The sequence below is a fragment of the Candidatus Eremiobacteraceae bacterium genome, from assembly GCA_035314825.1.
Lineage (GTDB): Bacteria > Vulcanimicrobiota > Vulcanimicrobiia > Eremiobacterales > Eremiobacteraceae > JAFAHD01.
This window is the reverse complement of the sequence record DATFYX010000020.1, coordinates 1-26,707: the sequence shown is the minus strand read 5'-3', so window position 1 is coordinate 26,707 and position 26,707 is coordinate 1. Positions and strand designations below refer to the sequence as shown.

The following is a 26,707-nucleotide window of genomic DNA, read 5'->3' as shown; positions in this document are numbered from 1 at the left end:
GCCAAGTGTTTCCCGCTCGGTCGCGGTCGAGGCCTGTGCTTCGCGCGCCGTTGTCCAACCTTCGTCCAACGTTTGACCAAGAGAATTTCGTGAATGTAGCGACTTTGGCCTCAGCCGCACGCTGGAAACGTTTGAGGACGCCTGGCACTTACGTGTATGGTGTCGCCAGGCGAGCAATCGCCGAACTCAACGTTCTCGCACGAAGGAGTCACTCACATGCAAACAACCGGTTTAAAGGACATCGTCGACACCGCGGTCGACGCCGGTTCGTTCAACACGCTCGCGGCCGCAGTCGGCGCGGCCGGCCTGGTCGACGCGCTCAAAGGCCCGGGGCCGTACACCGTGTTCGCCCCGACCGATGCCGCGTTCGCCAAGCTGCCCGCCGGCACGGTCGACGCATTGCTCAAGGACATCCCCAAGCTGAAGTCGATCCTGACCTACCACGTCGTCGCCAACAAGTACATGTCGTCCGACGTGAGGGCGAAGACGACGCTGAAGACGCTGCAAGGCCAAAGCATCGTCCTCGAGCCCGTCAGCGGCGGTATCAAGGTCAACGATGCTCACGTCACACAAGCCGACATCGAATGCTCCAACGGCGTCATCCATGTCATCGACGCCGTCATCCTGCCCGCGTAAGCACTCGACCACGCCGATGCGAGGGGGCGCTCTCAAGCGCCCTCTTGAATCATCGCGCGAGATGGCAGACCATCGGATTCTCGGCGCGTCCAAACTCACCGGGCTCACGCCCGATACCATACGGAAGTGGGAGCGGCGTTACGGCGTCGTCGATCCGCGCCGCGACACGCGCGGGATCCGGCGTTACTCGGAAGCCGATATCGCGCGTCTGCGCGAGTTACGGTCCGCGACGGATCTGGGCTTCCCGATCGGCGAAGCCGCGCGGCTCAAGCCCAAAGAGCTGGCGGAGCTCGTGCGGGTCAAGGCGCCGCAGGCTACGGTCTCGCGCCCCAGAACGCGACGCGGGCACGCGGATTCGTTCACGCGCGCGGTGCTCGGCGGACTGCAGCGCTACGATGGCGAGCAGGTCGACCGCATGCTGGCGGCCGCGTCTCATCTATTGACCCCGGCGGAGTTCGTCTTTGACGTGATGTCGCCGCTCTTCGGCGAGATCGGCGAGGCGTGGCGCAAAGGCGCGATGGAGATCGGGCAGGAGCATCTGTTCTCGGCCATCGCCCGGTCGGTGCTGGGCAATCTCATCCGCCGATATGCGGTGGCGCAGGATGCGCCCCGCGTGCTTTTCGCCACGCCCGCCGGCGAGCCGCATGAGTTCGGCATCCTGCTCGCGGCCATGCTCGCAGCGTCCGAGGGCATCCGCGTCCATTATCTCGGCCCGAACATGCCCTCGTCGGAGATCGCACGCAGCGCTGCGGAGGTCGGCGCACGCATCGTCGTGATCGGGGCGGCACGTAGCCGAAGCAAAGCTGGCCTGCGGCGAGCGGTCGCCACGTTGTCGGCGGCATTGCCCGATACGACCGAGCTCTGGCTCGGGGGAAAGGCCGCGACCGGCGTCGTCGGACGCCAGAGCGGGCACCTGCAAAGGGTTCCGACGCTGCGGGAGTTCTACGATCGCTTGCGGCCGCTGCGGAGCTACTCCGCGTAGAAGCCGAACATGTAGATCCCAAGCGCCATCGCGAAGAACGTCCACAGCGTCGCGCCCAAGCGCCCCTTGATCAGTCCGCCGTCGGCGAGCAGTTTCGCGGCAGCAAGTCCGAAACCTAAGAACGAGAAGATGGCGTGTTCGCGCTTGACCGCTTGCATCGAAGCGATCATCTTCTGCATCGCCGGGTTGGACGCCATGCCCGGGTCAGACATGTGCTTCATCATCTGCTGCGTCTCGATGCCGCCATGCGTGTGGAAGAACAGATAGACGGCGCCGAAGACAGCGATCGCCGGCACGGCCCACACCTTCAACAACGGCGGCAAGAGATCAGCAGCGCGCAGCAGTTCGACGATCGCCAGCACGAGCAGGAGAACGACGAAGACCCGGTGCTGCAGTACTGAGGGGTCTTGGAAGCTCATCCAAAATCCGTACGGGCCGCTCGGCCACGCCTTAGGGTCGTTGCGCAAGAACAGAAACTCCACGAGACCCAACAGCACCAGTCCAGGCACGTAGTTCACCCACGTGCGGCGCGGCCACATCAATCCGGCGATCAGCGCGGTGAAGCCCCAGAAGAACAGGAAAAATCCGGCGCCGCGATGGTTGAACACCGACCAGTCGGTGTCGTTCACAGGCGATGCGATGCCCATCTCGGGGTCCTGCATCATCTGACTCGGCATCGGGGTCGCGCTGGGCTGCATGCCACCCATATCCATGTTCATGGGCATCGGAGTTGCCGCGGGCGCCGACGCGGCGGGCGAAGGACTCGGGGCGAAGAATACGCACGCTGCGATAAGAGCCAGCGTGAGAACACCGCGTAGGATCATCAATCGGTCTCCTTTGGTCGAGGCTCAATGCCGCCTTGCAACGTCATGGACCTCTTGTGCAGCTCCTGCAAGCGGAACGCGAGCGGCGGCATCGAGTCCTGAAGGGCGGCCAGTGTCACCCAGAAGCCGCGGACGCCCAGCGCGTGCCGGATGTAGTCATCGGCGTCGAGGTCGGCGAGAAGGCGGCGATTTGCCGCGTACAAGAGCAGCGCGTTCACGCGGCCCCCGCTGAGAACCGCGCCGTAGCGGTCGCGCGAATACGTCCTCGCGTGGCGCAAGGGGTTCCCAAGATAAGGAATCACTTCGATATACTTGAGCAGCAGCTCGTTCCACAGCTGGGTGTGTCCAAGCCTGATCCGTCCAAGCTCGTATCCGATGAAGTATTCGGCGATGTCGTGCGATTGAGCAAGGTCGGTCTCGAGCGCGGCTTCTCCGAGAACGATGTAGTCGTGGTTCCAATCCGAACCGGCCTGCGAAAACGGCGGAGTCACGCGGTCGGTGATAAACAATTCCGGAACGGCCGCCATGCCAAGAGCGCGGCATTGCTCTTCAAGGATCGCGCGCAGCGGCTTGAACTGTTCGTCCGACGCAAGCACGGCGTTGGCGACCATGCGCGCTCTGCGAGCGCTGCGCAGGAACGATATTGCCGGCAGGCCGACCAGTGCGGCGAGGGTCAGGTCGCGCACCAATGCGAGCTGCTTGGCGATGTAAGGATAGCTCTTGAGCCAGTCGGGCTGCAGATACAGCAGGACGATAGCGCCCCCCAGCAAGGCGAAATTGACCACGACCGATGCTACGAAATACGGCATCTCTAATGGATGCCGCAGCGATCTTTCGTCGATGCCCTTTACCGGCACAGGCTCAGCCACTCGTCCGCGTTCGACGCCAGGGGAGCCCTTCCAGCCTTGCCGAGCCACAGGGGTCGCAAGGACGATTTCGAACCCGTGGTGCGCATGGCAGCAGAAGAACGCGTTCCTATACCGGGAACGGAGCGCAAGGTCTGGCCCGGGAGCCACCAGGCCGAGCCGCTCGTCGCCGATCACGACGTCTTGTTGACGGCATGGCTGCGTCCGAGGCGCGGCGGCGAACTTGACGCCGACAGGGCACGGGCGCTCGGGGCCACACCGCCGTCGCGGCGCGCATATATCGATCGAAAAATGCTCGCGGAGCAGACCGGCGCAGACCCCGCAGATGTCGAGGCGCTGCGGCGCTACTGCGAACGTTTCGCGCTTACCATCGCCGAAACGCAGTGGAGATCCGTATCGGTCAGCGGTTCGCTCGAGCGTCTGATCGAAGCCTTCGGTGCGACCGTAGCGATCTTCGAAGACGACAGCCAACGCCGCTTCCGCCATCGCTCGAACGCGCTGCACGTCCCAGCGGACATCGCCGCCATCGTCCACGGCATCTTCGGGCTGCACCAGTGGCCGCGCTCGCGCAAGCTCGGGTCGTTGGCGCGCCACTCGACGCCGCTCCAAGCTCGCGATGTCGCGACGCGGTATCAGTTCCCTGAGGGTGACGGCCGCGGCCAGACCATCGGTGTCGTGCAGCTGCGCGGCTTGTTCAAACAGAGCGATTTCGATCAATGCATGAAGGCGCAGGGCCTCATCGTCGCCGCGCCGATCGTCAAGCGCGTCGACAACGCCGCCGTCGCGCACGAGCTCGCGACGACTAAAGACCTCGAAGCGGCGCTCGACGTCCAGATCATCGGCTCGCTTGCGCCCGGCGCGCGCATCGTCGTGTACGAGGCGCCCGACGACGAACGGGGTTTTCTCGACGCTATCCGCGAGGCGGTCTTCGACACCGAGCACGCGCCGTCGGTGCTGTCGATCAGCTACGGATGGTCCGAACACCTGTGGACGCCCGTCGCGCTGCACATCCTTGACGATCTGCTCGCCGCTGCGGCGCTGGCAGGCATGACCGTCTTCTGCTCGTCCGGAGATAATGGCGCCGAGCTCGACTATGACGGTTCGCCACACGTGTTGGCGCCGGCATCAAGCCCTTTCGCGATCGCATGCGGCGCAACGGTGATCCCTGCAGGCGCGAACGCACAAGAGCAGGCGTGGGAAAAGACCGGCGGCGGATTCAGCGAGCGATTCGACATCCCCACGTGGCAAGACGCCGTGCGAGCGGTCGCTTCGCATCACCGCATGCACGCAGGGCGCGGTGTGCCGGACGTCGCTGCACAGGAGCAGCCCGGCTACTACGTGATCATGGACGGAACCGAGTTGGCGATGGGCGGCACGAGCTCGGTCGCGCCGCTATGGGCAGCGTTGACCGCGCGGATCAACCAACGGCTCGGCGTGCCGATCGGCTTTTTCTCGCCGATCCTCTACCGTCAATCCGCCGAGCCGCTCTTGCACGACATCACCGCGGGCAGCAACGGCCGCTTTCAAGCCGGCGCTGGTTGGGATCCATGCACGGGGCTGGGTATTCCGATCGGAGTTGCGATAGAAAAGACGTTGCGCGCAATGTAGGCCCGGCCTCTTGAGGCCGGGCTTGCCCGCGCTTAAGAGCGCGGGACTACATCCGTGCGTAGTCTAGTTCATGCAGGCGAGCGCGTCGTCGCGGAACTGCTTGTGCGCCGCTTTGAACTTGTCGACGGCCTTTTGAAGCTTTTCCTTGTCGACGCCGACCGCCGCGTCCAATTTCTTGTGAAGCTCGTCGATCTGTTTCGCGTGCGCATCGAGGTGCTGCTGTATCTGTTCCTTCATCGTGCTCGCCATCGTGATATCGCTCCCTATTCGGCGGTGGTCCCCGCCAGCGTGTGGTGATGTGTGTGGCGGCTAATCGCCGCCGCGTGTTCCAACGCCTGCTCGTCCTTTAGCCGAGCCCCAGCGTTCATCCGCTCCCCGAGCTCGTCTTTATCGTAGATCTGCGTCAAAAGACCCATCAGACGTTCGTAACCGTGCTGCTCGGTCCGCTGCCGTTGATCATCGTGGCGGCGGTGCTCGGTGAAGCCGAGCAGGGTCACTGCGCGCTCGTGATCGCCGGCGAGTCCGGCGAGCACGGCGTGATGTTCCAACGCTATAAGCATCCAGCGAGCTCCCGACTGCCTCGAGAGTCTCAGCGCTTCTCGAAGCATCTCCCGAGCCTCCGCAAGGTCGTCGACCGCCATCGCGTACGCTGCGAGATTGCACATGACAAGGCCGAGCGGCGCGGCCGTGAGGCGCTCGAACGCTTCCTTGGCTTGCCGTGCGGCGCCTCGCGCGGCTTCGAAGTTCCCCACGGCGAACTCGAGTTCACCGAGATTGAGCAGCGCGCTGGCATGCGCCTCGCTGCCGGGTCTCTCGCAGCGCGCGACATCGGTGAAGCGCCGGCGGGCGATCTCGTGCTCGCCGCGCTGAAGATCCGTCACCGCCCAATTGCGCAGGACCTCGTTCGCTGCGATCGCGGACAGGGCGTCCGGCGCCGCGTAGGCCTGTACGAACAGCGCGTCGGCTTCATCGAAACGCCCGGCGTCGCGATAGCAGCTGCCGAGATTGGAAAGCGCTCGCGCGATTTCGCTCGGATCCCCGCTCGCCCGCGCGGTCTCGACCGCTCGCTTTGCCATCTTTTCCCGCGCACCGATCGGACGGCCCACCATCCAGTCCAGACGAACGTAGTGGCGCAGCACTCGCGCCTTTGCCAGCGCGTCGTCCGTCATCTCGACCGCCTTTGCGGCCGCGTCGAACCAGCGGATCGCTTCCTGGGGCGTGGTCAGCAGCTCCGGCCACTCGAGCTGCGCGAGCAGACCCAGTCCGAGCTCGATATCGTTGCCGCCCGCGATCGTCCGATCCAATGCTGCTCTGATGTTGTCGATCTCGGGTGCGAGCGCATGCCGCCACTGCACGTCCTCCAACGCCTCCACCAGAGGCGCCAGATCGCGGGCGAAGCCGGCGTAGTAGCGCGCGTGCTTCGCAGCGATTGCGCCGGCCTCGTTCGCCGCGCTCAGCCGCTCGCGACCGTAGTCGCGGATCGAGTTGAGCATGCTGTAGCGCTGATCGTCGCCGTACGATTCCACGGCGATGAGAGATTTTGAGACGAGGGCGGAGAGCAAGTCGAGCACCTGCCATTCGTCCATACCTTCGTCCGGGCAGACCGCCGCTGCGGCCTGCAGCGTCCAGCCTCCGGCGAAGACGGACACGCGCCTGAAGAGCACGCGCTCGGGCTCCTCGAGCAGATCGAAGCTCCAATCGATCAGCGCGCGCAGCGTCTGCTGGCGTGGCAGGCGATTGCTGCCGGTCGCCGACAGGAGACGAAAACGCTCGTCCAGTTTCTCCCCAAGCTGCTTGATGTTCAGGACCGACGTTTTCGCTGCCGCCAGCTCGAGCGCGAGCGGAATGCCGTCCAAACGCCGGCAGATGTGCGTGACGGTCGCGGCGTTCGCGTCGGTCAAGGTGAAGCGATTCGATGCCGCAGTCGCGCGATCCACGAAGAGCTTGACCGCGCTAAAGCCCAGGGCGGCTGTCGCGGTCTCGGTGCCTTCCGGCGGAGCGGCAAGCGTGCTCACGTTGTGAACGCTCTCGCCCACGACGCCGAGCGCTTGTCGCGACGTGACCAGGACGCTGACATTCGGACATGCGTGCACGACTTTGTCGATCAGGGTCTTGGTAGCCGCTAGAACGTGTTCGCAGCCATCAAAGACGAGCAGCATCTGTTGAGCGCGAATGGCGGTGATGATGGACTCGGTGACGCTCTGGTCCGCGCTTGCGCGTGTGGACAAGATCGAAGCTGCTTCGTCTGCCACTGACTCGGCGCTCGTCGTCAGGGACAGATCGATGAACCGCGCGCCGTCGGGGAAGCGGGTCAGCGAATCGGCCGCTAATTGCAGCGCCAACCTCGTCTTTCCGACGCCGCCGGTGCCGACGAGTGTCAGCAGCCGCGTCTTCTCGAGTTGGCCGTGAAGGCGCTTGAGGTCGTCTTGACGGTCGATGAACGGCGTAAGTTGCAGCGGGAGATTATTGGGAAATTCTTCGAGCGAGCGCAGCGGCGGAAACTGCTCGCGCAGATCCGGTGCGAGCAGCTGATAGACGTTCTCTACGCCTTCGAGGTCCTTGAGCCTGTGCTGCCCCAGATATGACAGCTTCGCACCTGCGGGAAGGTCGCCCGACATCAGACTTGCGGCGGCGCCGGAGAGCACGATCTGTCCGCCGTGCGCGACGCCGAGCAGCCGGGCAACTTTATTGAGGGGCCGGCCGAAATAATCGCCATCGCGCTCCTCGACCTGACCGGCGTGGATCGCCATGCGCACGTCGAGTCCGTCGATGGCGCTCCAATCTTCTGCCGCGAGGACCCGCTGCGCGTGGAGCGCCGCCGCGATCGCGTCGGACGCCGTGGAGAACGTCGCGCAGAACTGATCGCCGACCGTCTTGAAGACGCGCCCGCGCGACTGCGTGATCGCGGCGTTTATCAGCTCGTCGTGCCGGCGCACGGCGACGGCCATCGCGGCACGATCTCGTTCCCAGCGCGTGGTGCTGCCCTGGATGTCGGTGAACAGCAAGATGACGGTGGCGGTATCCACTGTGATACGGTTCGTTCGCTTTGCAGGCCGACAAATCCGCGTTGAAAACACAGACGGCCGATGCTGCGGCCGCCCTCCGCTGGTGATCCTGCGGGTATAGCCGCGTGCGTTAGGGAAATGCGCGCAACGGAGGAGACGATGAGACCAACACTGCTGATTGCGACCGCGGTCGCGCTTTCTATGCCGGCGATGTGCCTGGCCAACCCCTCACCGAACGCCGCGCCGGTCGCGGCCCAAGTGAAGGTCTCACGCTGCGACGCCCAATTCAATTACGGACAAGGCGGCGGACCGGCATCGAGCTATGTCGGTTATAGCGACGGCTACTATCCGGACACGCCGTACTACTGGGACGATCCATTCGGGCTTGCGTACTACCAACCGCCGGCAAGTTCGCCGTCGCGGTTGTTCATCGATTTCACGAACGTTTCGCCCAAACCGATGAAGACGGTCGTCTTCGGGCTCGTCGTCGTCGACATCCTCATCGCTGAGGTGCGCGACCAGGGCACCTTTGCCCCCGGGGCTGAGATCAAGCGACTTTACGGCATCCATCCGCCCGCGACTCCGCGAGTGAAGCCGCAGTGCGTCGCCCTGAAGATCGAATACCAGGACGGAACTTTGTGGACGCTTAAGCCGATGCCGACAGCCGAAAACGGCATGTACGTGAAGCACCACTAGGTCTAAGCAGGAATCCGCCGCCAGGCCGGACTGAATAGGTCTGTAACGCGACACCGCGTTCCCCGCATGAGAGCAGCCGTCAACCCCGACGGCTCAGGCGTTTCCCAAACGGCCCCTCGGCGGTGGTCCACTCAACAATGGGAGATACCGTCATGTCCAGGACAACCCCCGACATCTCGACCGCCGACCTTGCGAAAAGCGCGGTCGTCGTCATCGACCTCGCCAACGACTTCGTGTATCCGGGCGGCATGATCGCCGATGCCGGCGGCGCGGACTACCAAAAGCTCGCCCAAGGCATCATCCCCAGACTGTCGCGCCTGCTCGATGCGGCGCGCAGCGCGGGAGCGACCGTGATCTACACGACGGACGCCCACACCCTTGACGACTTCGAGCTGCGCAAATGGCCGCCGCACGCGATGGCCGGCACGAGGCAGGCCGAGATCGTCACGGAACTCGCGCCGAAGCCGGGCGACGTCGTGCTCGGCAAGCGGACGTACAGCCCGTTTTGCAGCAGCTCGATCGACGAGGTGTTGCGCGAGCGCGGAATCACGCGGCTCTACATCACGGGCCTCCACACCGATTGCTGCGCGCGCCATACCTCGGGCGATGCATTCCAGCGCGGCTACGATCTCGTGTGGGTCACCGACGTGCTGACGGCGTTCACCGGCGAAGCGCATGCCGCGGGCCTCGAATATTTCAAGGCGTGGTACGCGAGCGATCCGGAGCGGCAATTTCGGACCGTGGACGACATCATCGCTGATTGGAGCGCTACACGAGAGCCGGCGACGGCTGGACCGAGGTAGATCCTCTGCGCTAGGCGGAGCGGCCCCTCCGCCCAGCGAATCACGCTGCCCCATACACGCAACCCACATGAGAAAGAACGTGACGCGATGGCAACGGCGAGCAAGATCGGAATCCGGGGCGTCGATACGACCTCGTACCTCGTGAAAGACGTCGACCGGGCGACGAAGTTCTACACCGACCTGTTGGGCTTTGCTCCGACGTTGGAGTACCCGCCTGTCGGCGCGGAGTGGACGTTTCCAACCGGCGAGACGTTCGGTATCGTCAAGCCGCCGAATGCGCCGTGGGAGAAGCTCGGCGGGGTCCACTTCGGCGTCGAGGACATCAACGCAGCGGTCGCGGCATGCAAAGCGAGCGGCATCGCGTTCGAGGACGACGCCAAGGTCTACGAAACGCCCGGCTGTTTTCTGGCGTTCGCGCTGGACAGCGAAGGCAACGAGTTCATCCTCCATCAATTGAAGCCGCGATAGCAGCGCGCTCCTGCACGGAGATGCCGCTGCAAAACAGAGTTACCCCCTTCGGCGAGATCGTCGCGCTCGCCGGACGCGGCTTGATGATGGGCAACCGCGGCATCTTGCACGATGACGCGCGCCGCATCGTCCGCACCTCGCACATGCGCCGCTGGATCGCGTGCAGGCTCGAGTTCAAGGGTCGGCATCGCGTCGTCATGCGGCCGCACTCGTATACGGAGCTCTTCTTCCTCGACGAGGCGACGGCGTTTGCCGCCGGCCACCGGCCGTGCGCCGAATGCCGGCGCACCGACTATCAGCGCTTCCGAGATCTGTGGGCGAGCTGTCACGGCGAGCCGGCGAGCGCGGATCTGATGGATGCGCAATTGCACCGCGAGCGACGGGACGGGCACGCCAAGCGCGTCTATCGAGCAGACGCCGCCAGTCTTCCCGACGGCGCCTATATCGTTTTCGACGACCGGGCGTGGCTGGTCTGGGGCAAGAACCTTCTCGCATGGTCAGCGCTCGGGTACTCGGAACGGCGCGCGAGACCGGCGCATGGCGGCGTCGAGGTGCTGACGCCTCGTTCTGCAGTCGCGGTAATGGCCGCAGGGTATCGAGCAGCAATCCATCCGAGCGCTGAGCGGTTGAACCTGTGATGTGCCAGGGCGCGTAAGTGGACGTCTATATCGGCTTGGGGTTGGGGATCGCGATCGGCTACGTTCTGGCCCGCTGGTTCGTGCGCCGAGATCCGCTACGGCGCGGTGCGCAGATCGAGCGATGGTTCGTCGTCGCGCTTGCCGTGACGACAGTCGTCGTGCTCGTCGTGATGGTTCTGCAGGTGCGGTTGCCGCCCAGCATCCTGCGCACCAGCTTGAAAGGGATCATGATCTTCATGTGCAGCGTGGTCTTCACCGCGGCCGTCAGCAGCTTTCTCATGTATGCGAAGGCCGACGCTTCGCGCGGGCGCTGGAACTAGTACTTCGGCACTAGGGGCAGTTCGGCGAGCGTAGTTCACTCCTCGCACGTAATATCAAGGACCGCTGTGGGTGAATGAAACCGCCCCAACGAACCGCGCCTGACCTAAATCGCAAGGCTAAAGGAAAGGTCGCGATGGCACAGTCAAAACCGAATATCCTCATTCTCTGGGGCGACGATATCGGCATCTGGAACATCAGCCGCTTCAGCCACGGAATGATGGGGTATCGCACGCCTAACATAGACCGCGTGGCGAACGAGGGCGGTCTCTTCACCGATTACTACTCGCAGCAGAGCTGCACCGCGGGCCGCGCTTGCTTCATCACCGGGCAGAACCCGATCCGCACCGGCCTCACCAAGGTCGGAATGCCCGGCGCAACCGTCGGCCTGCAAAAAGAAGACCCGACCATAGCCGAGCTGCTCAAGCCGCTTGGCTATGCCACCGGACAGTTCGGCAAGAACCATCTGGGCGACCGCAATGAGTATCTGCCGACCGTGCACGGGTTTGACGAGTTCTTCGGCAACCTGTATCACCTCAATGCCGAGGAAGAGCCCGAACTGCCTGACTATCCGAAGGATCCCAAGTTCCTTGCCGCGTTCGGGCCGCGGGGCGTTCTCCATTGCCTCGCAACCGACAAGGATGACCCGACCAACGATCCTCGTTGGGGACGGGTCGGCAAGCAAACGATCAAAGATACAGGTCCTCTCACCAAGAAGCGCATGGAGACTATCGACGAAGAGATCACCAGCGCCGCTCTCGGATGGATGGAAAAGCAGGCCAAGGCGAACCAACCGTTCTTCCTGTGGTACAACTCCACGGCCATGCACTTCCGGACCCACGTCGCTGCGAAAAATCTCGGCAAGAGCGGCCAAGATCCTTATGGGGATCGCATGGTCACCCACGATGAGCAGATCGGCATGATGCTGGCCAAAGTCGATGAGCTTGGGATCGCCGACAACACCATCGTCATGTACTCGACCGACAACGGCCCGGAGAACGACACCTGGCCGGACGGCGCAAATACCCCGTTCCGCGGGCAGAAAGACTCGAACTGGGAGGGCGGATGGCGCGTGCCCTGCTTCATCCGCTGGCCCGGCGTCATCAAACCTGGATCAATCTACAACGGCATCGTTTCACACATCGACATGTTCCCGACGCTGCTCGCCGCCGCCGGCAATCCCGACGTGACCAAGCAGCTGCTCGACGGCACCACGGTGGGCGGCCAGAAGTACAACGTCCATCTCGACGGCTACAATATGATCCCATACTTCTCGGGCAAGGTGAAAGAAAGCCCGAGAAACTGGATCATGTACTTCAGCGATGACGGCGACGTCATAGCCGTTCGGGTTGGCGACTGGAAGTTCAACCTGGCCCTCCAGCGCGCCAACACGATGTCGCAGTGGGCTGAGCCGTTCGTGAAGCTTCGGTTGCCGCACATCATGAGCCTGAGGCGCGACCCGTTCGAGCGGGCGGACTTCAACTCGAACACGTATTGGGACTGGCTGGTGGATCACGCGCCTCAGCTGTACCTGATGCAAGCGGTCGTGGCGTCGCAGATCGAGGACTTCAAGAAGTTCCCGCCGCGACAGAAACCCGCTTCGTTCAACCTGGACTCAGTGTTGGCGCAGGTGCAAAAGTCGCCCGACTAGGTCGTAGCGTCAGCTCCGAAGAGCCTTCCTTACCGGGTTAAGCCAACCCGGTATGGAAGGCTCTTCGCGTTTATGATAGATGACGTCGGCGCCTTTTATGAAAGCCATCCATACCCGCCGCCCATCGACGATCTAGACTGGTACCGCCGGTCCTGGGACGACAAGCGCCGGCGCGCCGATTCACATCTCTTCTGGCCGGCCGAACCGTACCGAGATGACCGCAGTATCTTGGTGGCTGGCTGCGGCACCATGCAGGCCGCCCACTACGCGTTGCGCTGGCCTCACGCCAAGGTGACCGGAATCGACGTCAGTGCGAACAGCATCGCGTTCACGCAAGAGTTGAAGCGCAAGCACGGGCTCGCTAATCTCAAGGTGCACCAGCTCGCGGTGGAGCGCGCGGGTGAACTCAGCCAAACCTTTGACTACATCGTCTGCACGGGCGTGCTGCATCACCTGCCCGACCCCGACGCAGGTCTGCGAGCGCTGCACGACCTGCTCGCACCGGCGGGTGCCCTACACTTGATGGTGTACGCGCCCTACGGCCGCGCCGGTGTTTACATGCTTCAGGATTATTGCCGGCGACTCGGCGTCGGCCGAACCGACCATGAGATCCGCGACCTCGCCGCCTCCCTCAAGGCGCTTCCGCCGGACCATCCCCTTGTGCCGCTGCTGCGCAACTCGCCCGACTTTGCCAGCAGTGCCGGGCTTGCCGATGCGCTGCTCCATCCTTTAGACCGATCGTACGCGGTGCCGCAGCTGATGGACTTTCTGCGAGACGCCGATCTCGCGTTCGGACGTTGGGTGCGTCAAGCGCCCTACTTGCCATGGTGTGGCGCTATCGCATCGACGCCTCATCGGCCGAAGCTAGTCGCGCTGCCGATCGCGGACCAATACGCCGAGATGGAACTGTTCCGCGGAACGATGGTGCGCCATAGCGCCATCGCATATCGGAAGAACATGGCGGTACGCGGCGCCGCCGTGGATTTCACCGGCGATGACTGGCTCGACTACCTCCCCATCCGACTGCCCGATACGATTGCGGTGCGCGACCGCCTGCCCTCGGGAGCGGCGGCGGTGCTGATCAATCGCAATCACACATATACGGACCTGTATTTGCCGATCGACGCGCAGCAGGAGCGGCTGTTGAGCGCGGTAGACGGGAAACGTTCCATCGCCGACATCTGCATCGAGCCCGACGATCGCGGCATCGCGCGCGAGTTCTTCGAGCAGCTGTGGCGCTGGGACCAGGTCGTATTCGATACTTCTTCAAACCCTCGCACGGGTCGAGCATGACGCTGGAAGCTTTGAACACGGCCGCCGCGATCGGCACCTTTCTCGTGATCACCGCGTCGGCGATCGCGGCGCTGGTGCAGCTTCGTCATCTACGCACGAGCAACCAGCTCAGCGGTCTCATCACGGTGTTCGGCATGCTGCAGGATCCCAGCGTGCGCGAGCTGGTGAATTTCGTGCGCCACGAGTTGGCGGAGCGCATGAAAGACGACGACTTTCGCGCGAGCTTGCTCGAGATCCCCATAGATAGGCGCAAGCACCCGGAATTCTACTTATGCGACATGTATAACCACATCGGTTCATTCGTGCGCAGCGGCCTTATCGACGAACGCACGTACTTACAGACCGATTGGTTCAACGTCAATCTGTATTGGAATCTGCTCGCGGACGGGATCGCCATCACCAGAACCAATCGACCTCACGTCTTTGAGAACTTCGAGTACTTGGCGGCTCGAGCCAAAGCGTGGGCCGATGAACATCCGGACGGCGATTATCCGAGCAACGAGCGACGAATGCTTTAGTGCGAAAGAGGACCCGTGAGGCGCAGCCCCAACAAAGCATGAAGACATACCGGATAGCGGTGATCCCAGGAGACGGCATCGGCAAAGAAGTCGTGCCCGAGGGCATTCGCGTGCTCGACGCGGCGGCTGCGAAATTCGGATTGCGTCTTGAATGGGAACATCTGCCGTGGAGCTGCGGGGAATACGCCAAGACCGGGAAGATGATGCCCGACGACGGGCTCGACCGCATCCGCAAACACGATGCGATCTACTTGGGCGCCGTCGGTTCACCGGAAGTGCCCGATCACATCTCGCTGTGGGGATTGCTGATCCCGATCCGCCGCCGCTTCCAGCAATACGTCAATCTGCGCCCTGTGCGGCTCATGCCCGGCATCGCTTCACCTTTGGTCGGGCGTAAGCCGGGCGATATCGACTTTTGGATCGTGCGCGAGAACAGCGAAGGCGAGTATTCCTCCATAGGTGGTCGCCTCAACGAGGGAACGGACGCCGAGCTTGTCGTGCAGGAGTCGGTGTTCACGCGGCGCGGCGTCGATCGGATCCTACGGTACGCGTACGAGCTCGCACGAAGCCGGCCGAAAAAGCACCTCACGTCGGCTACGAAATCGAACGGCATCGCCGTCACAATGCCCTACTGGGACGAGCGTGTGCGGGAAATGGCACAACGCTATCCTGACGTGAGAACCGACCAGTATCACATCGACATCTTGACCGCACATTTCGTTCAGCATCCAGATTGGTTCGATGTCGTCGTGGGCTCAAATCTTTTCGGCGATATCCTATCCGATCTTGGGCCGGCGGTCACAGGCACGATCGGCATCGCGCCGTCGGCGAACCTCAATCCGGAGCGCGAGTTCCCCTCGATGTTCGAGCCGGTGCACGGCTCTGCCCCGGACATCGCAGGCCAGCACATCGCAAACCCGATCGGCCAGATATGGTCCGGTGCGATGATGCTAGAGCATCTCGGCCACGCCGATGCCGCCGATGCGGTTATGAAAGCGATCGAAGCGGTGCTGCGCGACGGGCCTCGCACCCGTGACGTCGGCGGACGGGCGAGCACGGACGAGGTCGGCAAGGCGATCGCCGCTGCGCTGTAGCTCTACCCTCTAACGGTGGAGCAGGCGGGTGACCCATGCGACCGCTAGCGCGAGTGCGGCAACGACGAAGCCGATAAGGATGCCTTGCGGCGGCCATGCCGGCGCGACCGCCCCGGGCACGCCTTCTTCCGCATCCTGGCGGTCCAGCGAAGATCGTTGCTCCAGGAGCCACGCGTTGGCCGCCTGCATGCGGTCCGGCGTGACTCGCTCGGAGAGCCACGCGAGGATTTGATCGTCGCTTGGGTGCTCGCTGACGGCGCTGGTGAACCCGCCAGGGCTGATGCCCCAGCGTTGCATCATCGCGCGATCCATTGGACACGGGTAGATGTAGCCGTCCTGCGTCTTGCTCGCTTTCGCGCGCGCCTTGTCAAACACGCGGGCCAGCCACAAAAAACCGCCTAAGGCCTCACGGCCTCGCCGCGGAAACGTCGTACCATCTCGAAAATCGGTCGGCATTCTCAACTCTCGTGCAGCAGCTGCTTGGACGAGGTTGGGCCATTGTGGTGCGCAAAGCCTGCACAATGCCAGGTCGCGGCGAATCAGGCCATACCGAGGAGCAAATCCGCGCGTACACGGTCGGTGAGCTTCAACCGCTGCAAGGTCGCGTCGTCCTTGCGGACTACGACCCGCTTTGGCCGCAATTCTTTCTGACTGAAGCCCAAGCTTTGCAAAACGTTCTCGGCGAGCGCGCGCTCATGATCGAACACGTCGGTTCGACGTCCGTGCCGGGGTTGCCGGCGAAGCCGATCGTCGACATGATGCTGGTCGTCACAAACTCAGCGGACGAACCCGCGTACCTCCCTGATCTCGAACATGCCGGCTACGTGCTGCGCATCCGCGAACCCGATTGGCACGAGCACCGGCTATTCAAGGGTCCGCGGACGAATATCAACCTGCATGTCTTTTCGGTCAACTGCCCGGAGATCGGGCGTATGCTGACCTTCCGGGATTGGCTGCGCGAGAACGACGCCGATCGTGAACGCTACGCGAACGCAAAGCGCGCGCTGGCTCAGCGAGAGTGGAAGTACGTTCAGAACTACGCCGACGCCAAGACCGCCGTCGTCGAGGAGATCATCGCTCGGGCCCACGACGCGAGACAATAGCCTTCGGCGCGGAGCATCGCTCGCGGTCGTTTTTGCCTAGCGATCCACTTGTGCCATCTGGCGCTCGCCGTAGCGCGGCCCCGCCACCTTGTCGGGTGGAAGCGCTGCGTCGAGTGCGGCCATGTCTTCAGCGGTCAGCGCAACGGCCGCCGCTCCGACGTTCTCTTCCAAATAGCTGCGCCGTTTCGTTCCGGGGATCGGCACGATATCCGGGCCCTTGTGCAGCAGCCACGCGAGCGCGATCTGCCCGGGCGTGACGCCTTTTCGCGATGCGAGCTCGCGCACGGCCGATGCGGCCCGCATGTTCGCGTCGAAATTCGCCCCCTGGTAGCGGGGATCGTTGCGGCGGAAGTCGCTCTCCGGATATTCCTCGGCACGCTTCACGGAGCCCGTGAGAAAACCGCGCCCAAGCGGTGCAAAGGGAACGAGCCCGATGCGCAGTTCGCGCAACAGCGGAATGATGCGCGGCTCGAGATTGCGTTCCCAAAGCGAGTATTCGCTCTGCAGTGCGGAGATGGGATGCACGGCTTGGGCACGCCGGATCGTGCGCTCGCCGGCTTCCGATAGGCCGAGGAAACGAACCGTACCCTCGCGCACGAGCTCGGCCATCGCACCGACCGTTTCTTCGATTGGAACCGCCGGGTCCACGCGATGCTGATAGAGGAGGTCGATGCGATCGGTCGCGAGCCGGCGCAACGAGCCCGCCACTGCCTCTCGCACGTGCTCGGGCCGGCTGTCCATGCCGCTAATGCCTCCTTCGCCGAACCTGAAGCCGAATTTCGTCGCGATGATGACCTTGTCTCGGCGGCCCTGCAGTGCGCGAGCGAGCAGCTCCTCGTTCGCATACGGTCCGTATGCTTCGGCAGTGTCGAAGAGCGTCACACCAAGCTCGATCGCTCGGTGAATAGTCGCGATCGATTCGCGCTCGTCGCGCTCCTCAGCACTGCCGTAGGCCTGGCTCATGCCCATCAAGCCGAGACCGATCGCAGAAACGGCGAGACCTTGCGTGCCGAGGTTGCGTGTGCGTAACACAGGTTGCTCCATTTCGGTCATGGGGAAGTCCCATAGTGTTCGTCGCCGACCTTTTCCATCCAGTCAACGGGTTTGCCGTCAAGCTTCTCTTGAATGGCGATATGTGTCAACGCGTTGGCGGGAGCGGCACCATGCCAATGCTTCTCACCGGGCGCGATCAAGACCACATCGCCAGGCCGGATCTCCTCGATCGGCCCGCCCCAGCGCTGCACGCGGCCGCACCCGGCCGTCACGATCAACGTCTGACCGAGCGGATGGGTGTGCCATGCCGTGCGAGCCCCCGGTTCGAACGTCACGCTCGCGCCGCTCACGCGCGCTGGATCACTTCTATCGAAAAGCGGATCGATCCGGACGGCTCCAGTGAAATACTCGACCGACCCCGCACCAGATGGCTGTGAACCAACGCGCTTGATATCCATCGGCTCGCTCCTATGAGACTGTGAGCAACACTTTGATGGCGCGGCGCTCGTCCATCGCCGCGTATCCATCCGCAACCTTGTCGAGCGGGAGTGTGAGATCGAGGACCGGTGACGGATCGATGCGACCGGCTTCGAGACTTGCGATGAGTTGCGGCAGGTACGCGCGCGCCGGGCAAACCGCGCCGCGGAGTGAGAGATTGCCGAACAGTATCGCCTCAAGCGGCGGGTTCTTGACGTTGTGCGGCACGCCGACAAAGCACACCGTACCGCCCGGTCGCGCCACGCCCACTGCCAGATCCAAACTCTCCTGATTGCCGACCGCTTCGACCACATGGAGCGCTCCGCCGGACGTCAGTTCAAGAATGTCTGCCTGGACGTTGGCGTCGTGCGAATCAAATGTGTCCGTCGCACCGAAACGCTTGGCGATCTCCAGCCGTTTGGGATTATGACCTACCTCGATGATCCGCTCGGCACGCACTTCTCGTGCGGCGGAGAGCACGGCGCATAACCCCACTGCGCCGTCGCCGACGATGACGACCGTTGAGCCCGGCGTCGTTCGCGCACCGACTACCCCGTGATGCCCGGTGGCCATGACATCGCAGAGCGCAACGCTCGCGTTACGTTTCGCGTCGTCATGCGCGATTGCGTCGGGCATTTTGACGAGCGTGCCGTCGGCATACGGCACTCGGACGAACTCGGCCTGGGCGCCGCGTTCGCCCGTGAAGTAGCCGACGTGTACGCACGACGTCTGGAGGCCCTCGCGGCAGAATTCACACGTTCCGTCACTCGAGACAAAGGGTGAGATCACGGGTTCGCCTGGGCGCACGCTTTGCACTTCGCTGCCGACCTCTTGCACGACGCCGATGAATTCGTGACCGGTGCGAGCGCCAGGTGCCAAATCGGAAATGCCGCGATAAAACCACAGGTCCGATCCGCAGATCGCTGCGCGCGTCACGCGAACGATCGCATCTCGCGGATCGAGGATATGCGGATCGGGAACCTCCTGGAGGCGTACGTCGTGCGCGCCGTGGTAGACCGTTGCTTTCATAACCGCCTCGCAGCCGTGGCAGTATCGGGGGGCGCATACCTTCGAAGCCTTTCGCCGCTCGCCTGCGGGTGCAAACTTGCGGGCCCAGCGCTCGGCAGCCCTCGGAGAAGCCTTTTCGGTCGCCTGCGTCTAACCGCTGGGGAACCCTAGCAAGCCGTTGCTGCGTTATCTGGCTAGATGCCCACGTTCGAACGGAGTGCGATCATGCGATTTGTGCGCGCCCTTCAACTAGCCCTTATGTTCTCATCGCTCTTCTTGCTCGGTGGCCCGGTGTTTGCTGACGCGCCGGTTGGCAACGGAGTTCACTCTTCGCCCGTGCGGCCGACGCCGCGACCCACGCCCAAACCCACACCCACGCCGCGCCCGCTACCGATTCCGCCGCCGACCGGGCTGACCAAGACGCGTGATCTCCAGGTGTGCGGCACCCATGCCGGGCTGGTCGCGGCGCTCTTTTGTCAAAGCGCGTACACGAACGGCTTGCTGGTGCTCGTCTTCAATTGGACCGGCGATGCGGCGTACCCGGCTCCGAACGGCTTCAACGTCTACGAAGTCGACAATGGACTTCATAAGATCGTCGATCGCAACACGTCGCAGGCCACCGTTGCTTTCGTCAAACGCCCTTCGAACGGGTTCGGCAATCGCTGCTACGCGGTCACCGCCGTCGTCGGCAAGCGAGAATCGAAACCCAGCAGGTGGGTCTGCCTGGCGCCGGGATCGGTCGGACCCTTCACGGACGTTATCGTGGCCAATCAATCGGCCGTGCGATCGCGGTCGCACGAATACGTGAGTGGCCCCAACCCGATCACGATCGGGCCAGGATTCCCCTGTACGAATACGACCCCGTGTGTCGGCGGGCTTTACCTCTATGAAACGTGTTGTCCCCTCTCCACTACCAAAACCGTGACCGAGACAATTGCGAACTACTACCGCGCGTACTTCCATTTCAAGCTCCCGGACCTGAAAAATCTGTACATCATCAAGGCCACCCTATCCGTCAAGACCACGAAATCAGCCCCTGGGTCCACCGAGGACTATTGCCTCTACGAGATGGGACCTGCAGCGACAGACTGGATGAGCGAGCCTGCGGGCTCAACGGACCTCGTCGGAGGCTCGCTCAGTCGGGTCGACGCTCCATATTTGAGCTATGGCCTCGATGTCGCCTCGACCGTTCATTCGTGGATCAACGGCTCCAGGCCGAACAACGGATTCGTCCTGCGTGGGAGGCTCGAAGCGTCGAACTACGCCAGCTCACCCGCGATCTATTGCGTGTGGCAGCTCGACAAGAACGCGAAGCTCACGATCGTGCACTCGTGAAATAGCTCCCTCGTTCGAGGTGCCCTGGCTAGCCGGGTTGGTACCCGCCGCAGTGCATCGGAACTTCCCATGGCGGGGATTCACGGATGACGTTGTAGTCGAAGCAATCTGAATTCGTGGGGTCCTGATACGGAGCCATCGGCATGGCGCCAACCGGTGGTTGTGGCGGCAGCGGAGTGTACGGGGAAAGCATTTTCTTGAACATCGCCGGAGTCACGCGGTAACTTTGCGCGATCTGCTCGACAATGGGCCGGTCCTGCGCCGCGAGGTTGGATGGCACTTGCGCGAGGAACACGAGGTTCTTATATAAGCCGAGATAATCGGGCTGAAGAGAACACAGGACTCCCTCAAATTTCCAGGACTTTGCACCAGCAGTCCAGCCTCCGAGGAGTTGAGAACACATCGGAAGCTTCATTTTCGTCACGCTCGCGATGGTCATTTGGGGTGCCGGGAGCCCTTGCTTCGCGGCGCCCTTCTGCATGATCGTCGTGAATTTGTCGCTCAAACTCGCGCTGAACGGAAGCGCGAAGACGACGTCGCCGCTGACGTCACTCCCTGCGCTGGCATTCTTCGCAACAACGAGAACGCCAAGGTTGACCCGTTCGTCGTTTGGGCCCGTCACATAGACAAAACCGTTCGATCCCTTTTTGAGTGTCCAGCCGCTTGGAACCCCAACCGAAGCTGTCTTGTCATCGGTTGTCACGGTTGTGAGTGCGCTCGTTGAAGCGATGGCAGCGGAGGACTGCGAAATCACAGTACTGAGGAGCGCCACCCACGCGATGGCAAGCACGCGAACAATGGGCCGGTCATAAGACCTCACAATAGGGTTTCCTTTCGGTCCGCACGCTCTCTCGGCGTGTCTCTCAACCGTTCCGCGGGCGGGCCTCAATGCCGCTTTGAGTTCAGATGCTATGTATTACAGTCGCCTTAAGAGAAGCCGCGGACAATGTGGCCTGACGGCGTCGAACGTTCGAATTTAGGTCGTCATGTGTTTGGAGCGGCGGCTTTGGCCTTTGGCCTCATCACGCTGGTCTGGCACGACTACAAAGACTGGGATCAACTGCGTTCCATTTTGAACGCTACCGATGGCCCGGTCTTCGTCTATGCCGTTGCTGCCGCCCAGATCCTCGGCGGCGCCGCGATTCAGTTCCGTCGGACCGCGAAAACGGGCGCGTTCGTCCTCGGCGCGGTGTATCTTGTCTTCGCCTTGCTGTGCGTGCCAGGCATCGTCCGCGCACCGCAGATCTACAATAGCTGGGGTAACTTCTTCGAGCAGTTCTCGCTCGTGACCGGCGCAGCGATCGTGTACGCGCGCACGTCGTCGGCATGGGCGCCGGAGACGCTTGATCGGATGGGCCGCATTCTCTTTGGCGTCTGCGTCGCGTCTTTCACCCTGGAACAGTCATTTTATCTTGACAACACCGCGAGTCTTGTTCCGAAGTGGCTTCCGCCAAGTCAGATGTTTTGGGCGATAACGACGACGGTTGCGTTCGCACTCGCGGCCGTGGCTCTTCTTACGAATCGGATGGCGCTTCTCGCGGCCCGCCTACTCACGATCATGCTTTTGGTTTTCGGGCTGCTCGTGTGGATCCCGTTGCTTCTTTCGAATCCTCGCAGTCTCTCGAATTGGAGCGAAACCGTCGAGACCTTCGCGATTGCCGGAGTCGCTTGGATTCTCGCCGATCTCCTCAGTGCTGACACCCGACCAGATCTTGCCACCCGATGAACTCCTGGGTCGAGCGCACGTTCGAGCAATGGAACGGAGGTTCCAAGAGCCAAAGGATTTCCGCTTGATAGTCATAGAGGGCCAGGAAATGAACTCCACTCACGAACCGCTCAACTGGGAATACGCAATAGACGACAGCGCACTGCTAGAGGGTCGCATGGCGGCGGCCTATCCGCAGGGAGTGAACGTCGTCTTGGCGCGCGTCGGCGGCACGGTCTACGCGGTCTCAGGAGCGTGCGCGCACATGGCGTGTCCGCTGTTCATGGGGAGGTTGGAAGGATACTCGATCGTCTGCCCATGCCATGACTGGCGTTTCGATGTTCGAACGGGCAAGTTCTTAAACGCGCCGGAGCTCGGTCTCACAGCGTACGCCACGAAGCTTGAGGCGGGCAAACTGTTCGTTAGACTCGATTGAAAAGGAGATGGCATGAAGAACGTCACTCTGTACACTCTCTCAACCTGCCCCTGGTGCCACAAAGCGAAGCAATTCTTCACGGATCGACACATCCCGTATACCGACATCGATTACGATCTGGCCGACGAGGCGACGCAAGCAAAGATTCTAAAGGAACTCGATGCCGCCGGCGCCACTGGCTTTCCGTACGCTAAGATCGGCGACCAAGTCATCGTGGGCTACCAGCCGGATCGTTACGCGGCCGCGCTGAAATCCTAAGGAGGCGCTGGATGGGAACCGAATCAAGAAAAAAAGCGCTTGAGTATTTCTTTGCTAAGGTCGTCGGGCCGTTGGGCTTTAAGTTCACGCCCGACTTGGAGTTGAAGGATTTTCTGCTCGAGCAGGAGGTGACGCTGGAGAGCAAGCACGGAATTCCGTTTTGCCCCTGTCAGCCGCTGCGCAACGACCGAGCTCGCGACATGCAGATCGTCTGCCCATGCATCCCCTTCCATCGGGAGTATTTCGATTCCATCAAACGTTGTTGGTGCGGCCTCTTCGTCCACAAGGATGTCACCGATCCGAACACTTTGCCTCAACTGTCGCCGACGGACGTGGGCCTTGAGTGACAAATTCATCCCGGCTATGAGCACCGATGAGATCGCGCCGGGCGGGATGAAAGCCGTTGAGCTCGCCGGGCATGATATTGTCATCTGCAATTGCGGCGGAACTTACTATGCCATCGAGCGACGCTGCGGACACATGAACGCGCCACTAGATTTCGGCACGCTCGACGGCACAATCGTCACGTGCGCCATGCACTGCGCCCAGTTCGACGTCAGCACCGGCCAAGCACTGTCTGGGCCGGTTCCGGCCGACATCGGCACTGAGAGCCCTCCGCCCATACTCGCCGCATACCTGCAGCGCATCGACATGCTGATGAAACTGGTCCGCACGGAATCTATCCGCACCTACGAGACGAAAATCGAAGGCGGCTGGGTCCACGTCGCGCCCTGAGTCGCAACTGGTGCGCACACGCGGATATGTCTCACGCCTAGTCGCTTCGTCGTGCCTGTCGCTTCTTTTGGCCCTCGTAACTGCAAACGCTGCCGACGCGGCTAGCGCAGCCAACCTCCCAGCCATCCACCACGTCTTCATCATCATGCTCGAAAACGAGGACAACGACGTCTCCTTCGGGCCTTCATCGCCAGCGCCGTACCTCTCGCAGACGCTTGTCGCGAAGGGCGCCTACCTCCAGAACTACTTCGGTGTCGGGCATGTCAGCCTCGACAATTACATCGCCCTGATCAGCGGTCAGGCGCCGAATCCCACGACACAGCGCGATTGCCAGCAGTATGTCGAGTTCGTGGGCAAAGGCGTCGCTGCAGACGGCCAAGCCGTGGGTCAGGGCTGCGTATACCCGGCGTCGGTCCACAATATCGCCGACGAGCTTGCGTCCAGGGGACTGACGTGGCGATCCTACAGCGAAGACATGGGGAACGATCCGGCCCGCGAGAGCGCGACCTGCGGACACCCGGGCCTCGGTGCTCCGGACAACACGCAAAAGGCCCAAGGACCGTCGGCTGCGGCGCCACAAGGCGATCAATATGCGACGCGCCACAATCCATTCATGTATTTCCATTCGGTGACCGACTCATCGGACTGCGCGGCGCACGTCGTCAATTTCCGCGAGCTACCGCGCGATCTCGCCGCATACGAGACCACAGCGAATCTGACGTTCATCACGCCGAATCTATGCGACGACGGGCATGATTCCCCGTGCGTGACACGCCAACCAGGCGGCTTGGTGTCGGCCAATGCGTGGCTGTCGCTGTGGGTCCCGATGATTCTGGCCTCGCCCGCATATTCGCGCGATGGGTTGTTGTTGGTCCTATTCGATGAGAGCGAGGTTGAGGGGAAGCTCGTCAATGGTCAGCTGGTGCTCACCGGCGACGCGACCGCGTGCTGCGGTGAGCAGAGCGGCCCGAACACCCAGTTTGCTGGGCAGATCGGCCCGGGCGGAGGCCACATCGGGGCAGTCGCATTGTCACCGTTCATCAAAGCAGGCACGGTGTCGCGGGAACCATACAATCACTACTCGACGCTTAAGACGATCGAAGACATCTTCGGGCTTCCCCACCTCGGTTACTCAGGCGCACGCGGACTCGCGGCATTTGGCAATGACGTCTTCAACCAATGACGCCGTGATCACCGAACCGGCGCATAGCTTTGCCCGACTTCTATGATGTAACCGTCGGGATCACGGATGTAGCAGCGCGTCTCGCCATACTTTTCCTTGGGCTCGGTGAGGAATTTCGCTCCTCGACTCTGCCATAGCCGATAGCACGCCTGAATGTCTGCCACGCGAATATTCATGAAGCTGGAGACCTCATCGATGCCGGCGGGCGCGCTGAGCGTCACGGTCGGTTTGTCGGGCGTCGGACCGCCTCCAATGTTGACAATGAGCCACGTGTTCGCGATTTGAATGTACGCCGGCTCGCCTTTGCGCTCGCTTCTGCGCACGATCCGGCCTCCGAAGACGGTTTCGTAGAATAGAGCGGATCGCTCAACGTCGGCTACGGTGAGAAAGTGCGCGACGGTAAACCCCTCGCGCGGTGGCATCTGATAGCCCTTCTCTTCAACCTGTACTTCGTTCATCATGCGTTCCCATTTCGTACCGACGTGAAGCTCGCGCGAACGTCCTCGCAAAAGAGTTGGGGCTGTTCCCAGGCGGCGAAGTGGCCGCCGACATCGTGCTTCTTGTAGTATGCGAGCTTTGGATACGCTTTTTCAGACCAGCTGCGCGGCGCCTGGTAGAGTTCGTACCGGAATGCGCTTACGCCGACCGGTACGGCAACGCCCTTGATGTCGAAGAAATCGAGTTTATTTTCCCAGTAGAGGCGAGCCGACGGGATGCCCGAGTTCGTGAGCCAGTAGAGCGTGACGTTGTCCAGGACATCGTCGCGCGACAGGCCGCCCGGGTGCCCGAAAAACGCGGGCGCAATCATCTCGTAACTGTCTTTGTCGTGGTCGAGCATCCACGCCGCTAGGCCAATCGGCGAATCGCTGAGCCCGTAAAGCGTTTGCGGGCGGTTGGTCATTTCGACCGCGTAGCCGAGATGCTTTGCATAGAAATCGCTCAACTGCTCGAACGCATGGAGTTCATCGCCCGAAAGCGCCACCGGTGACTTGGCGCCAGACTTAGCTGCAGCCAAGATGTCTGCCGGCACGGTGCCCGGCATATTCGTGTGGATCGCGATCACCTTCGTCGGCGCAAGCAATGCTAGCTCTTGTGTGACGTTAGCGCCCCAGTCACCACCCTGCGCGACGAAGCGATCGTACCCCAGCCGTTCCATCAGCACGACCCAGGCCTTTGCGATGCGCACGGGATCCCAGCCCAACGTTGTGGGTTCCGGCGAGAATCCGTGTCCGGGCATCGACGGGATCACGATGTGAAACGCGTCACTCGCGCTCGCCCCATGCGCCGTAGGGTTGGTCAGCGGTTCGATGATCTTGAGCTGCTCGATGATCGATCCCGGCCAGCCGTGCGTCACGATCAGCGGCAATGCGTTGTCGTTCTTCGAGCGTACGTGAATGAACTGGATCTCCTGACCGTCGATCTCGGTCGTGAACTGCGGTATTGCGTTGAGCTTCGCTTCGCATTTGCGCCAGTCATAATCGGTCCCCCAATAGCGCGCGAGTGCCTGTATCATCGCCAACTGAACGCCCTGCGATTGGTCGTTGACCAATTCGCGTGTGGGCCACCTCGTCGCGTTGATGCGCCGGCGAAGCTCGACGAGTTCCGCTTCGGGAACGTTGATCTGAAACGGGCGGATCGCGGTCGCGCCGCTGCCCGTCACTTGCTGAACTTGTGCCACGGGTTGATTCCTTTCTGGAGAGCTCTCAGTCGTGTTCGATCGCGTGCAGCCATACATGGCAAGCTGAGCGCCGGCGATGGTCATGGCGGCAGCGCTGACAAAGTGGCGTCGATTGACGTTGGGCTTTTCTAGCATGCGAACGTCTCATATCAAGTGTGCCTAAGAGCAGGGCGGCCAGCGCATCTCAGCTGGAGACGTTGAGGAGGCACCGCCTTGCACATTTTTAACTTGATTACTGCTAGGTGCCTAACAATATCAGTTAGATAGAATTAAGTATTCTTAACATTTCCACGTATTGGATTTCCACACATTGGATTCTGCGACGCTCGCGAACTCGAAGGACGGCTTTGAAAAAGGTACTTCACCTGATCACGATGCTTGCGGTGTCGTCGCGAG

Annotated in this window: 31 protein-coding genes; 20 read left to right on the top strand and 11 right to left on the bottom strand. The window is 62.2% G+C overall.

Features of this window, described 5'->3' with window-relative positions:
- The first annotated feature begins 216 nt into the window (after positions 1-216).
- A complete protein-coding gene (locus VKF82_03505; GenBank protein ID HME81126.1) occupies positions 217-636 on the top strand; it encodes a fasciclin domain-containing protein in 420 nt (139 codons plus the stop codon).
- 61 nt (positions 637-697) lie between these two features.
- Complete coding sequence (locus VKF82_03500) at positions 698-1,618, top strand: MerR family transcriptional regulator (GenBank protein HME81125.1); 921 nt, start codon at positions 698-700, stop codon at positions 1,616-1,618.
- Here VKF82_03500 and VKF82_03495 read toward each other — a convergent pair.
- Both VKF82_03495 and VKF82_03490 read right to left on the bottom strand, forming a co-directional pair.
- Positions 1,606-2,331, bottom strand: a complete 726-nt coding sequence (locus tag VKF82_03495; protein ID HME81124.1) for a hypothetical protein — start codon at positions 2,329-2,331, stop codon at positions 1,606-1,608. The genes VKF82_03500 and VKF82_03495 overlap by 13 nt on opposite strands.
- A 110-nt stretch (positions 2,332-2,441) precedes the next feature.
- Positions 2,442-3,311 (bottom strand): hypothetical protein, encoded by an 870-nt coding sequence (locus VKF82_03490; GenBank protein HME81123.1) that lies wholly within the window; start codon positions 3,309-3,311, stop codon positions 2,442-2,444.
- 84 nt (positions 3,312-3,395) lie between these two features.
- On the opposite strand from VKF82_03490, the gene VKF82_03485 reads away from it, so the two are divergent.
- The gene (locus tag VKF82_03485) at positions 3,396-4,916 is read left to right on the top strand and encodes a S53 family peptidase (protein ID HME81122.1); all 1,521 of its coding nucleotides are present in this window, start codon (positions 3,396-3,398) and stop codon (positions 4,914-4,916) included.
- Between the two features lie 63 nt (positions 4,917-4,979).
- Here VKF82_03485 and VKF82_03480 read toward each other — a convergent pair whose 3' ends face one another.
- Positions 4,980-5,153: a hypothetical protein gene (locus VKF82_03480; GenBank protein ID HME81121.1), complete on the bottom strand. Its 174-nt coding sequence runs from the start codon at positions 5,151-5,153 to the stop codon at positions 4,980-4,982.
- 26 nt (positions 5,154-5,179) lie between these two features.
- Positions 5,180-7,942: a tetratricopeptide repeat protein gene (locus VKF82_03475; GenBank protein HME81120.1), complete on the bottom strand. Its 2,763-nt coding sequence runs from the start codon at positions 7,940-7,942 to the stop codon at positions 5,180-5,182.
- Between the two features lie 138 nt (positions 7,943-8,080).
- On the opposite strand from VKF82_03475, the gene VKF82_03470 reads away from it, so the two are divergent.
- The 9 genes from VKF82_03470 (at position 8,081) to VKF82_03430 (ending at position 15,400) form a co-directional block, all read left to right on the top strand.
- On the top strand, positions 8,081-8,617 hold the full coding sequence (locus VKF82_03470) for a hypothetical protein (GenBank protein ID HME81119.1): 537 nt from the start codon (positions 8,081-8,083) through the stop codon (positions 8,615-8,617).
- Positions 8,618-8,769: 152 nt separating this feature from the next.
- Positions 8,770-9,420 (top strand): isochorismatase family cysteine hydrolase, encoded by a 651-nt coding sequence (locus tag VKF82_03465; protein ID HME81118.1) that lies wholly within the window; start codon positions 8,770-8,772, stop codon positions 9,418-9,420.
- Between the two features lie 87 nt (positions 9,421-9,507).
- The gene (locus VKF82_03460) at positions 9,508-9,888 is read left to right on the top strand and encodes a VOC family protein (GenBank protein ID HME81117.1); all 381 of its coding nucleotides are present in this window, start codon (positions 9,508-9,510) and stop codon (positions 9,886-9,888) included.
- Positions 9,889-9,908: 20 nt separating this feature from the next.
- Positions 9,909-10,526, top strand: coding sequence for a hypothetical protein (locus VKF82_03455; GenBank protein HME81116.1), 618 nt, complete (start codon positions 9,909-9,911; stop codon positions 10,524-10,526).
- A 17-nt stretch (positions 10,527-10,543) separates the two neighbouring features.
- Positions 10,544-10,846, top strand: a complete 303-nt coding sequence (locus tag VKF82_03450; GenBank protein ID HME81115.1) for a hypothetical protein — start codon at positions 10,544-10,546, stop codon at positions 10,844-10,846.
- 134 nt (positions 10,847-10,980) lie between these two features.
- Positions 10,981-12,495 (top strand): arylsulfatase, encoded by a 1,515-nt coding sequence (locus VKF82_03445; protein HME81114.1) that lies wholly within the window; start codon positions 10,981-10,983, stop codon positions 12,493-12,495.
- Between the two features lie 72 nt (positions 12,496-12,567).
- Complete coding sequence (locus VKF82_03440) at positions 12,568-13,788, top strand: class I SAM-dependent methyltransferase (protein ID HME81113.1); 1,221 nt, start codon at positions 12,568-12,570, stop codon at positions 13,786-13,788.
- Positions 13,785-14,306: a hypothetical protein gene (locus VKF82_03435; GenBank protein ID HME81112.1), complete on the top strand. Its 522-nt coding sequence runs from the start codon at positions 13,785-13,787 to the stop codon at positions 14,304-14,306. Before VKF82_03440 ends, VKF82_03435 begins: the two co-directional genes overlap by 4 nt.
- Before the next feature lie 38 nt (positions 14,307-14,344).
- On the top strand, positions 14,345-15,400 hold the full coding sequence (locus VKF82_03430) for a tartrate dehydrogenase (protein HME81111.1): 1,056 nt from the start codon (positions 14,345-14,347) through the stop codon (positions 15,398-15,400).
- Positions 15,401-15,409: 9 nt separating this feature from the next.
- Here VKF82_03430 and VKF82_03425 read toward each other — a convergent pair whose 3' ends face one another.
- Positions 15,410-15,856 carry a DUF5069 domain-containing protein gene (locus VKF82_03425; GenBank protein HME81110.1) on the bottom strand — a complete coding sequence of 149 codons (447 nt, stop codon included), beginning with the start codon at positions 15,854-15,856 and terminating at the stop codon, positions 15,410-15,412.
- Between the two features lie 65 nt (positions 15,857-15,921).
- On the opposite strand from VKF82_03425, the gene VKF82_03420 reads away from it, so the two are divergent.
- On the top strand, positions 15,922-16,503 hold the full coding sequence (locus VKF82_03420; protein HME81109.1) for a GrpB family protein: 582 nt from the start codon (positions 15,922-15,924) through the stop codon (positions 16,501-16,503).
- A 36-nt stretch (positions 16,504-16,539) separates the two neighbouring features.
- On the opposite strand, the gene VKF82_03415 is transcribed toward VKF82_03420, so the two are convergent.
- The 3 genes from VKF82_03415 to VKF82_03405 all read right to left on the bottom strand — a co-directional run bounded on the left by VKF82_03415 (position 16,540) and on the right by VKF82_03405 (position 19,002).
- Positions 16,540-17,535 (bottom strand): aldo/keto reductase, encoded by a 996-nt coding sequence (locus tag VKF82_03415; GenBank protein ID HME81108.1) that lies wholly within the window; start codon positions 17,533-17,535, stop codon positions 16,540-16,542.
- A gap of 17 nt (positions 17,536-17,552) precedes the next feature.
- On the bottom strand, positions 17,553-17,846 hold the full coding sequence (locus VKF82_03410; GenBank protein ID HME81107.1) for a cupin domain-containing protein: 294 nt from the start codon (positions 17,844-17,846) through the stop codon (positions 17,553-17,555).
- Between the two features lie 118 nt (positions 17,847-17,964).
- Positions 17,965-19,002, bottom strand: a complete 1,038-nt coding sequence (locus tag VKF82_03405) for an alcohol dehydrogenase catalytic domain-containing protein (GenBank protein ID HME81106.1) — start codon at positions 19,000-19,002, stop codon at positions 17,965-17,967.
- Positions 19,003-19,206: 204 nt separating this feature from the next.
- On the opposite strand from VKF82_03405, the gene VKF82_03400 reads away from it, so the two are divergent.
- A complete protein-coding gene (locus VKF82_03400) occupies positions 19,207-20,316 on the top strand; it encodes a DNRLRE domain-containing protein (GenBank protein ID HME81105.1) in 1,110 nt (369 codons plus the stop codon).
- A gap of 28 nt (positions 20,317-20,344) precedes the next feature.
- Here VKF82_03400 and VKF82_03395 read toward each other — a convergent pair whose 3' ends face one another.
- Complete coding sequence (locus VKF82_03395) at positions 20,345-21,019, bottom strand: hypothetical protein (GenBank protein ID HME81104.1); 675 nt, start codon at positions 21,017-21,019, stop codon at positions 20,345-20,347.
- 243 nt (positions 21,020-21,262) lie between these two features.
- On the opposite strand from VKF82_03395, the gene VKF82_03390 reads away from it, so the two are divergent.
- The 6 genes from VKF82_03390 to VKF82_03365 all read left to right on the top strand — a co-directional run bounded on the left by VKF82_03390 (position 21,263) and on the right by VKF82_03365 (position 24,633).
- A complete protein-coding gene (locus VKF82_03390) occupies positions 21,263-22,042 on the top strand; it encodes a hypothetical protein (protein HME81103.1) in 780 nt (259 codons plus the stop codon).
- 88 nt (positions 22,043-22,130) lie between these two features.
- Positions 22,131-22,457 carry a Rieske (2Fe-2S) protein gene (locus VKF82_03385; GenBank protein HME81102.1) on the top strand — a complete coding sequence of 109 codons (327 nt, stop codon included), beginning with the start codon at positions 22,131-22,133 and terminating at the stop codon, positions 22,455-22,457.
- 12 nt (positions 22,458-22,469) lie between these two features.
- Positions 22,470-22,715: a glutaredoxin family protein gene (locus VKF82_03380; protein HME81101.1), complete on the top strand. Its 246-nt coding sequence runs from the start codon at positions 22,470-22,472 to the stop codon at positions 22,713-22,715.
- An 11-nt stretch (positions 22,716-22,726) separates the two neighbouring features.
- Positions 22,727-23,062 carry a ferredoxin-thioredoxin reductase catalytic domain-containing protein gene (locus VKF82_03375; GenBank protein ID HME81100.1) on the top strand — a complete coding sequence of 112 codons (336 nt, stop codon included), beginning with the start codon at positions 22,727-22,729 and terminating at the stop codon, positions 23,060-23,062.
- Positions 23,055-23,450: a Rieske 2Fe-2S domain-containing protein gene (locus VKF82_03370; protein HME81099.1), complete on the top strand. Its 396-nt coding sequence runs from the start codon at positions 23,055-23,057 to the stop codon at positions 23,448-23,450. The genes VKF82_03375 and VKF82_03370 overlap by 8 nt, the downstream gene beginning before the upstream one ends.
- 10 nt (positions 23,451-23,460) lie before the next feature.
- A complete protein-coding gene (locus tag VKF82_03365) occupies positions 23,461-24,633 on the top strand; it encodes an alkaline phosphatase family protein (GenBank protein HME81098.1) in 1,173 nt (390 codons plus the stop codon).
- A gap of 8 nt (positions 24,634-24,641) precedes the next feature.
- Here the strand turns inward: VKF82_03365 and VKF82_03360 are convergent, their stop codons facing one another.
- Together VKF82_03360 and VKF82_03355 are read right to left on the bottom strand one after the other, a co-directional pair.
- Complete coding sequence (locus tag VKF82_03360; GenBank protein HME81097.1) at positions 24,642-25,094, bottom strand: VOC family protein; 453 nt, start codon at positions 25,092-25,094, stop codon at positions 24,642-24,644.
- Positions 25,091-26,446: an epoxide hydrolase gene (locus VKF82_03355; protein ID HME81096.1), complete on the bottom strand. Its 1,356-nt coding sequence runs from the start codon at positions 26,444-26,446 to the stop codon at positions 25,091-25,093. Before VKF82_03355 ends, VKF82_03360 begins: the two co-directional genes overlap by 4 nt.
- Positions 26,447-26,707: the final 261 nt, after the last annotated feature.

Coding starts and splice junctions, on each gene's coding strand:
- VKF82_03495 (HME81124.1), bottom strand. CDS start 2,331: ATGGATATGGGTGGCATGCAGCCCAGCGCGACCCCGATGCCGAGTCAG.
- VKF82_03445 (HME81114.1), top strand. CDS start 10,981: ATGGCACAGTCAAAACCGAATATCCTCATTCTCTGGGGCGACGATATC.
- VKF82_03375 (HME81100.1), top strand. CDS start 22,727: ATGGGAACCGAATCAAGAAAAAAAGCGCTTGAGTATTTCTTTGCTAAG.
- VKF82_03425 (HME81110.1), bottom strand. CDS start 15,856: ATGCCGACCGATTTTCGAGATGGTACGACGTTTCCGCGGCGAGGCCGT.
- VKF82_03405 (HME81106.1), bottom strand. CDS start 19,002: ATGAAAGCAACGGTCTACCACGGCGCGCACGACGTACGCCTCCAGGAG.
- VKF82_03480 (HME81121.1), bottom strand. CDS start 5,153: ATGAAGGAACAGATACAGCAGCACCTCGATGCGCACGCGAAACAGATC.
- VKF82_03470 (HME81119.1), top strand. CDS start 8,081: ATGAGACCAACACTGCTGATTGCGACCGCGGTCGCGCTTTCTATGCCG.
- VKF82_03455 (HME81116.1), top strand. CDS start 9,909: ATGCCGCTGCAAAACAGAGTTACCCCCTTCGGCGAGATCGTCGCGCTC.
- VKF82_03440 (HME81113.1), top strand. CDS start 12,568: ATGATAGATGACGTCGGCGCCTTTTATGAAAGCCATCCATACCCGCCG.
- VKF82_03355 (HME81096.1), bottom strand. CDS start 26,446: ATGCTAGAAAAGCCCAACGTCAATCGACGCCACTTTGTCAGCGCTGCC.
- VKF82_03430 (HME81111.1), top strand. CDS start 14,345: ATGAAGACATACCGGATAGCGGTGATCCCAGGAGACGGCATCGGCAAA.
- VKF82_03485 (HME81122.1), top strand. CDS start 3,396: ATGGCAGCAGAAGAACGCGTTCCTATACCGGGAACGGAGCGCAAGGTC.
- VKF82_03435 (HME81112.1), top strand. CDS start 13,785: ATGACGCTGGAAGCTTTGAACACGGCCGCCGCGATCGGCACCTTTCTC.
- VKF82_03380 (HME81101.1), top strand. CDS start 22,470: ATGAAGAACGTCACTCTGTACACTCTCTCAACCTGCCCCTGGTGCCAC.
- VKF82_03460 (HME81117.1), top strand. CDS start 9,508: ATGGCAACGGCGAGCAAGATCGGAATCCGGGGCGTCGATACGACCTCG.
- VKF82_03505 (HME81126.1), top strand. CDS start 217: ATGCAAACAACCGGTTTAAAGGACATCGTCGACACCGCGGTCGACGCC.
- VKF82_03500 (HME81125.1), top strand. CDS start 698: ATGGCAGACCATCGGATTCTCGGCGCGTCCAAACTCACCGGGCTCACG.
- VKF82_03385 (HME81102.1), top strand. CDS start 22,131: ATGAACTCCACTCACGAACCGCTCAACTGGGAATACGCAATAGACGAC.
- VKF82_03400 (HME81105.1), top strand. CDS start 19,207: ATGCGATTTGTGCGCGCCCTTCAACTAGCCCTTATGTTCTCATCGCTC.
- VKF82_03465 (HME81118.1), top strand. CDS start 8,770: ATGTCCAGGACAACCCCCGACATCTCGACCGCCGACCTTGCGAAAAGC.
- VKF82_03420 (HME81109.1), top strand. CDS start 15,922: ATGCCAGGTCGCGGCGAATCAGGCCATACCGAGGAGCAAATCCGCGCG.
- VKF82_03390 (HME81103.1), top strand. CDS start 21,263: ATGTGGCCTGACGGCGTCGAACGTTCGAATTTAGGTCGTCATGTGTTT.
- VKF82_03360 (HME81097.1), bottom strand. CDS start 25,094: ATGATGAACGAAGTACAGGTTGAAGAGAAGGGCTATCAGATGCCACCG.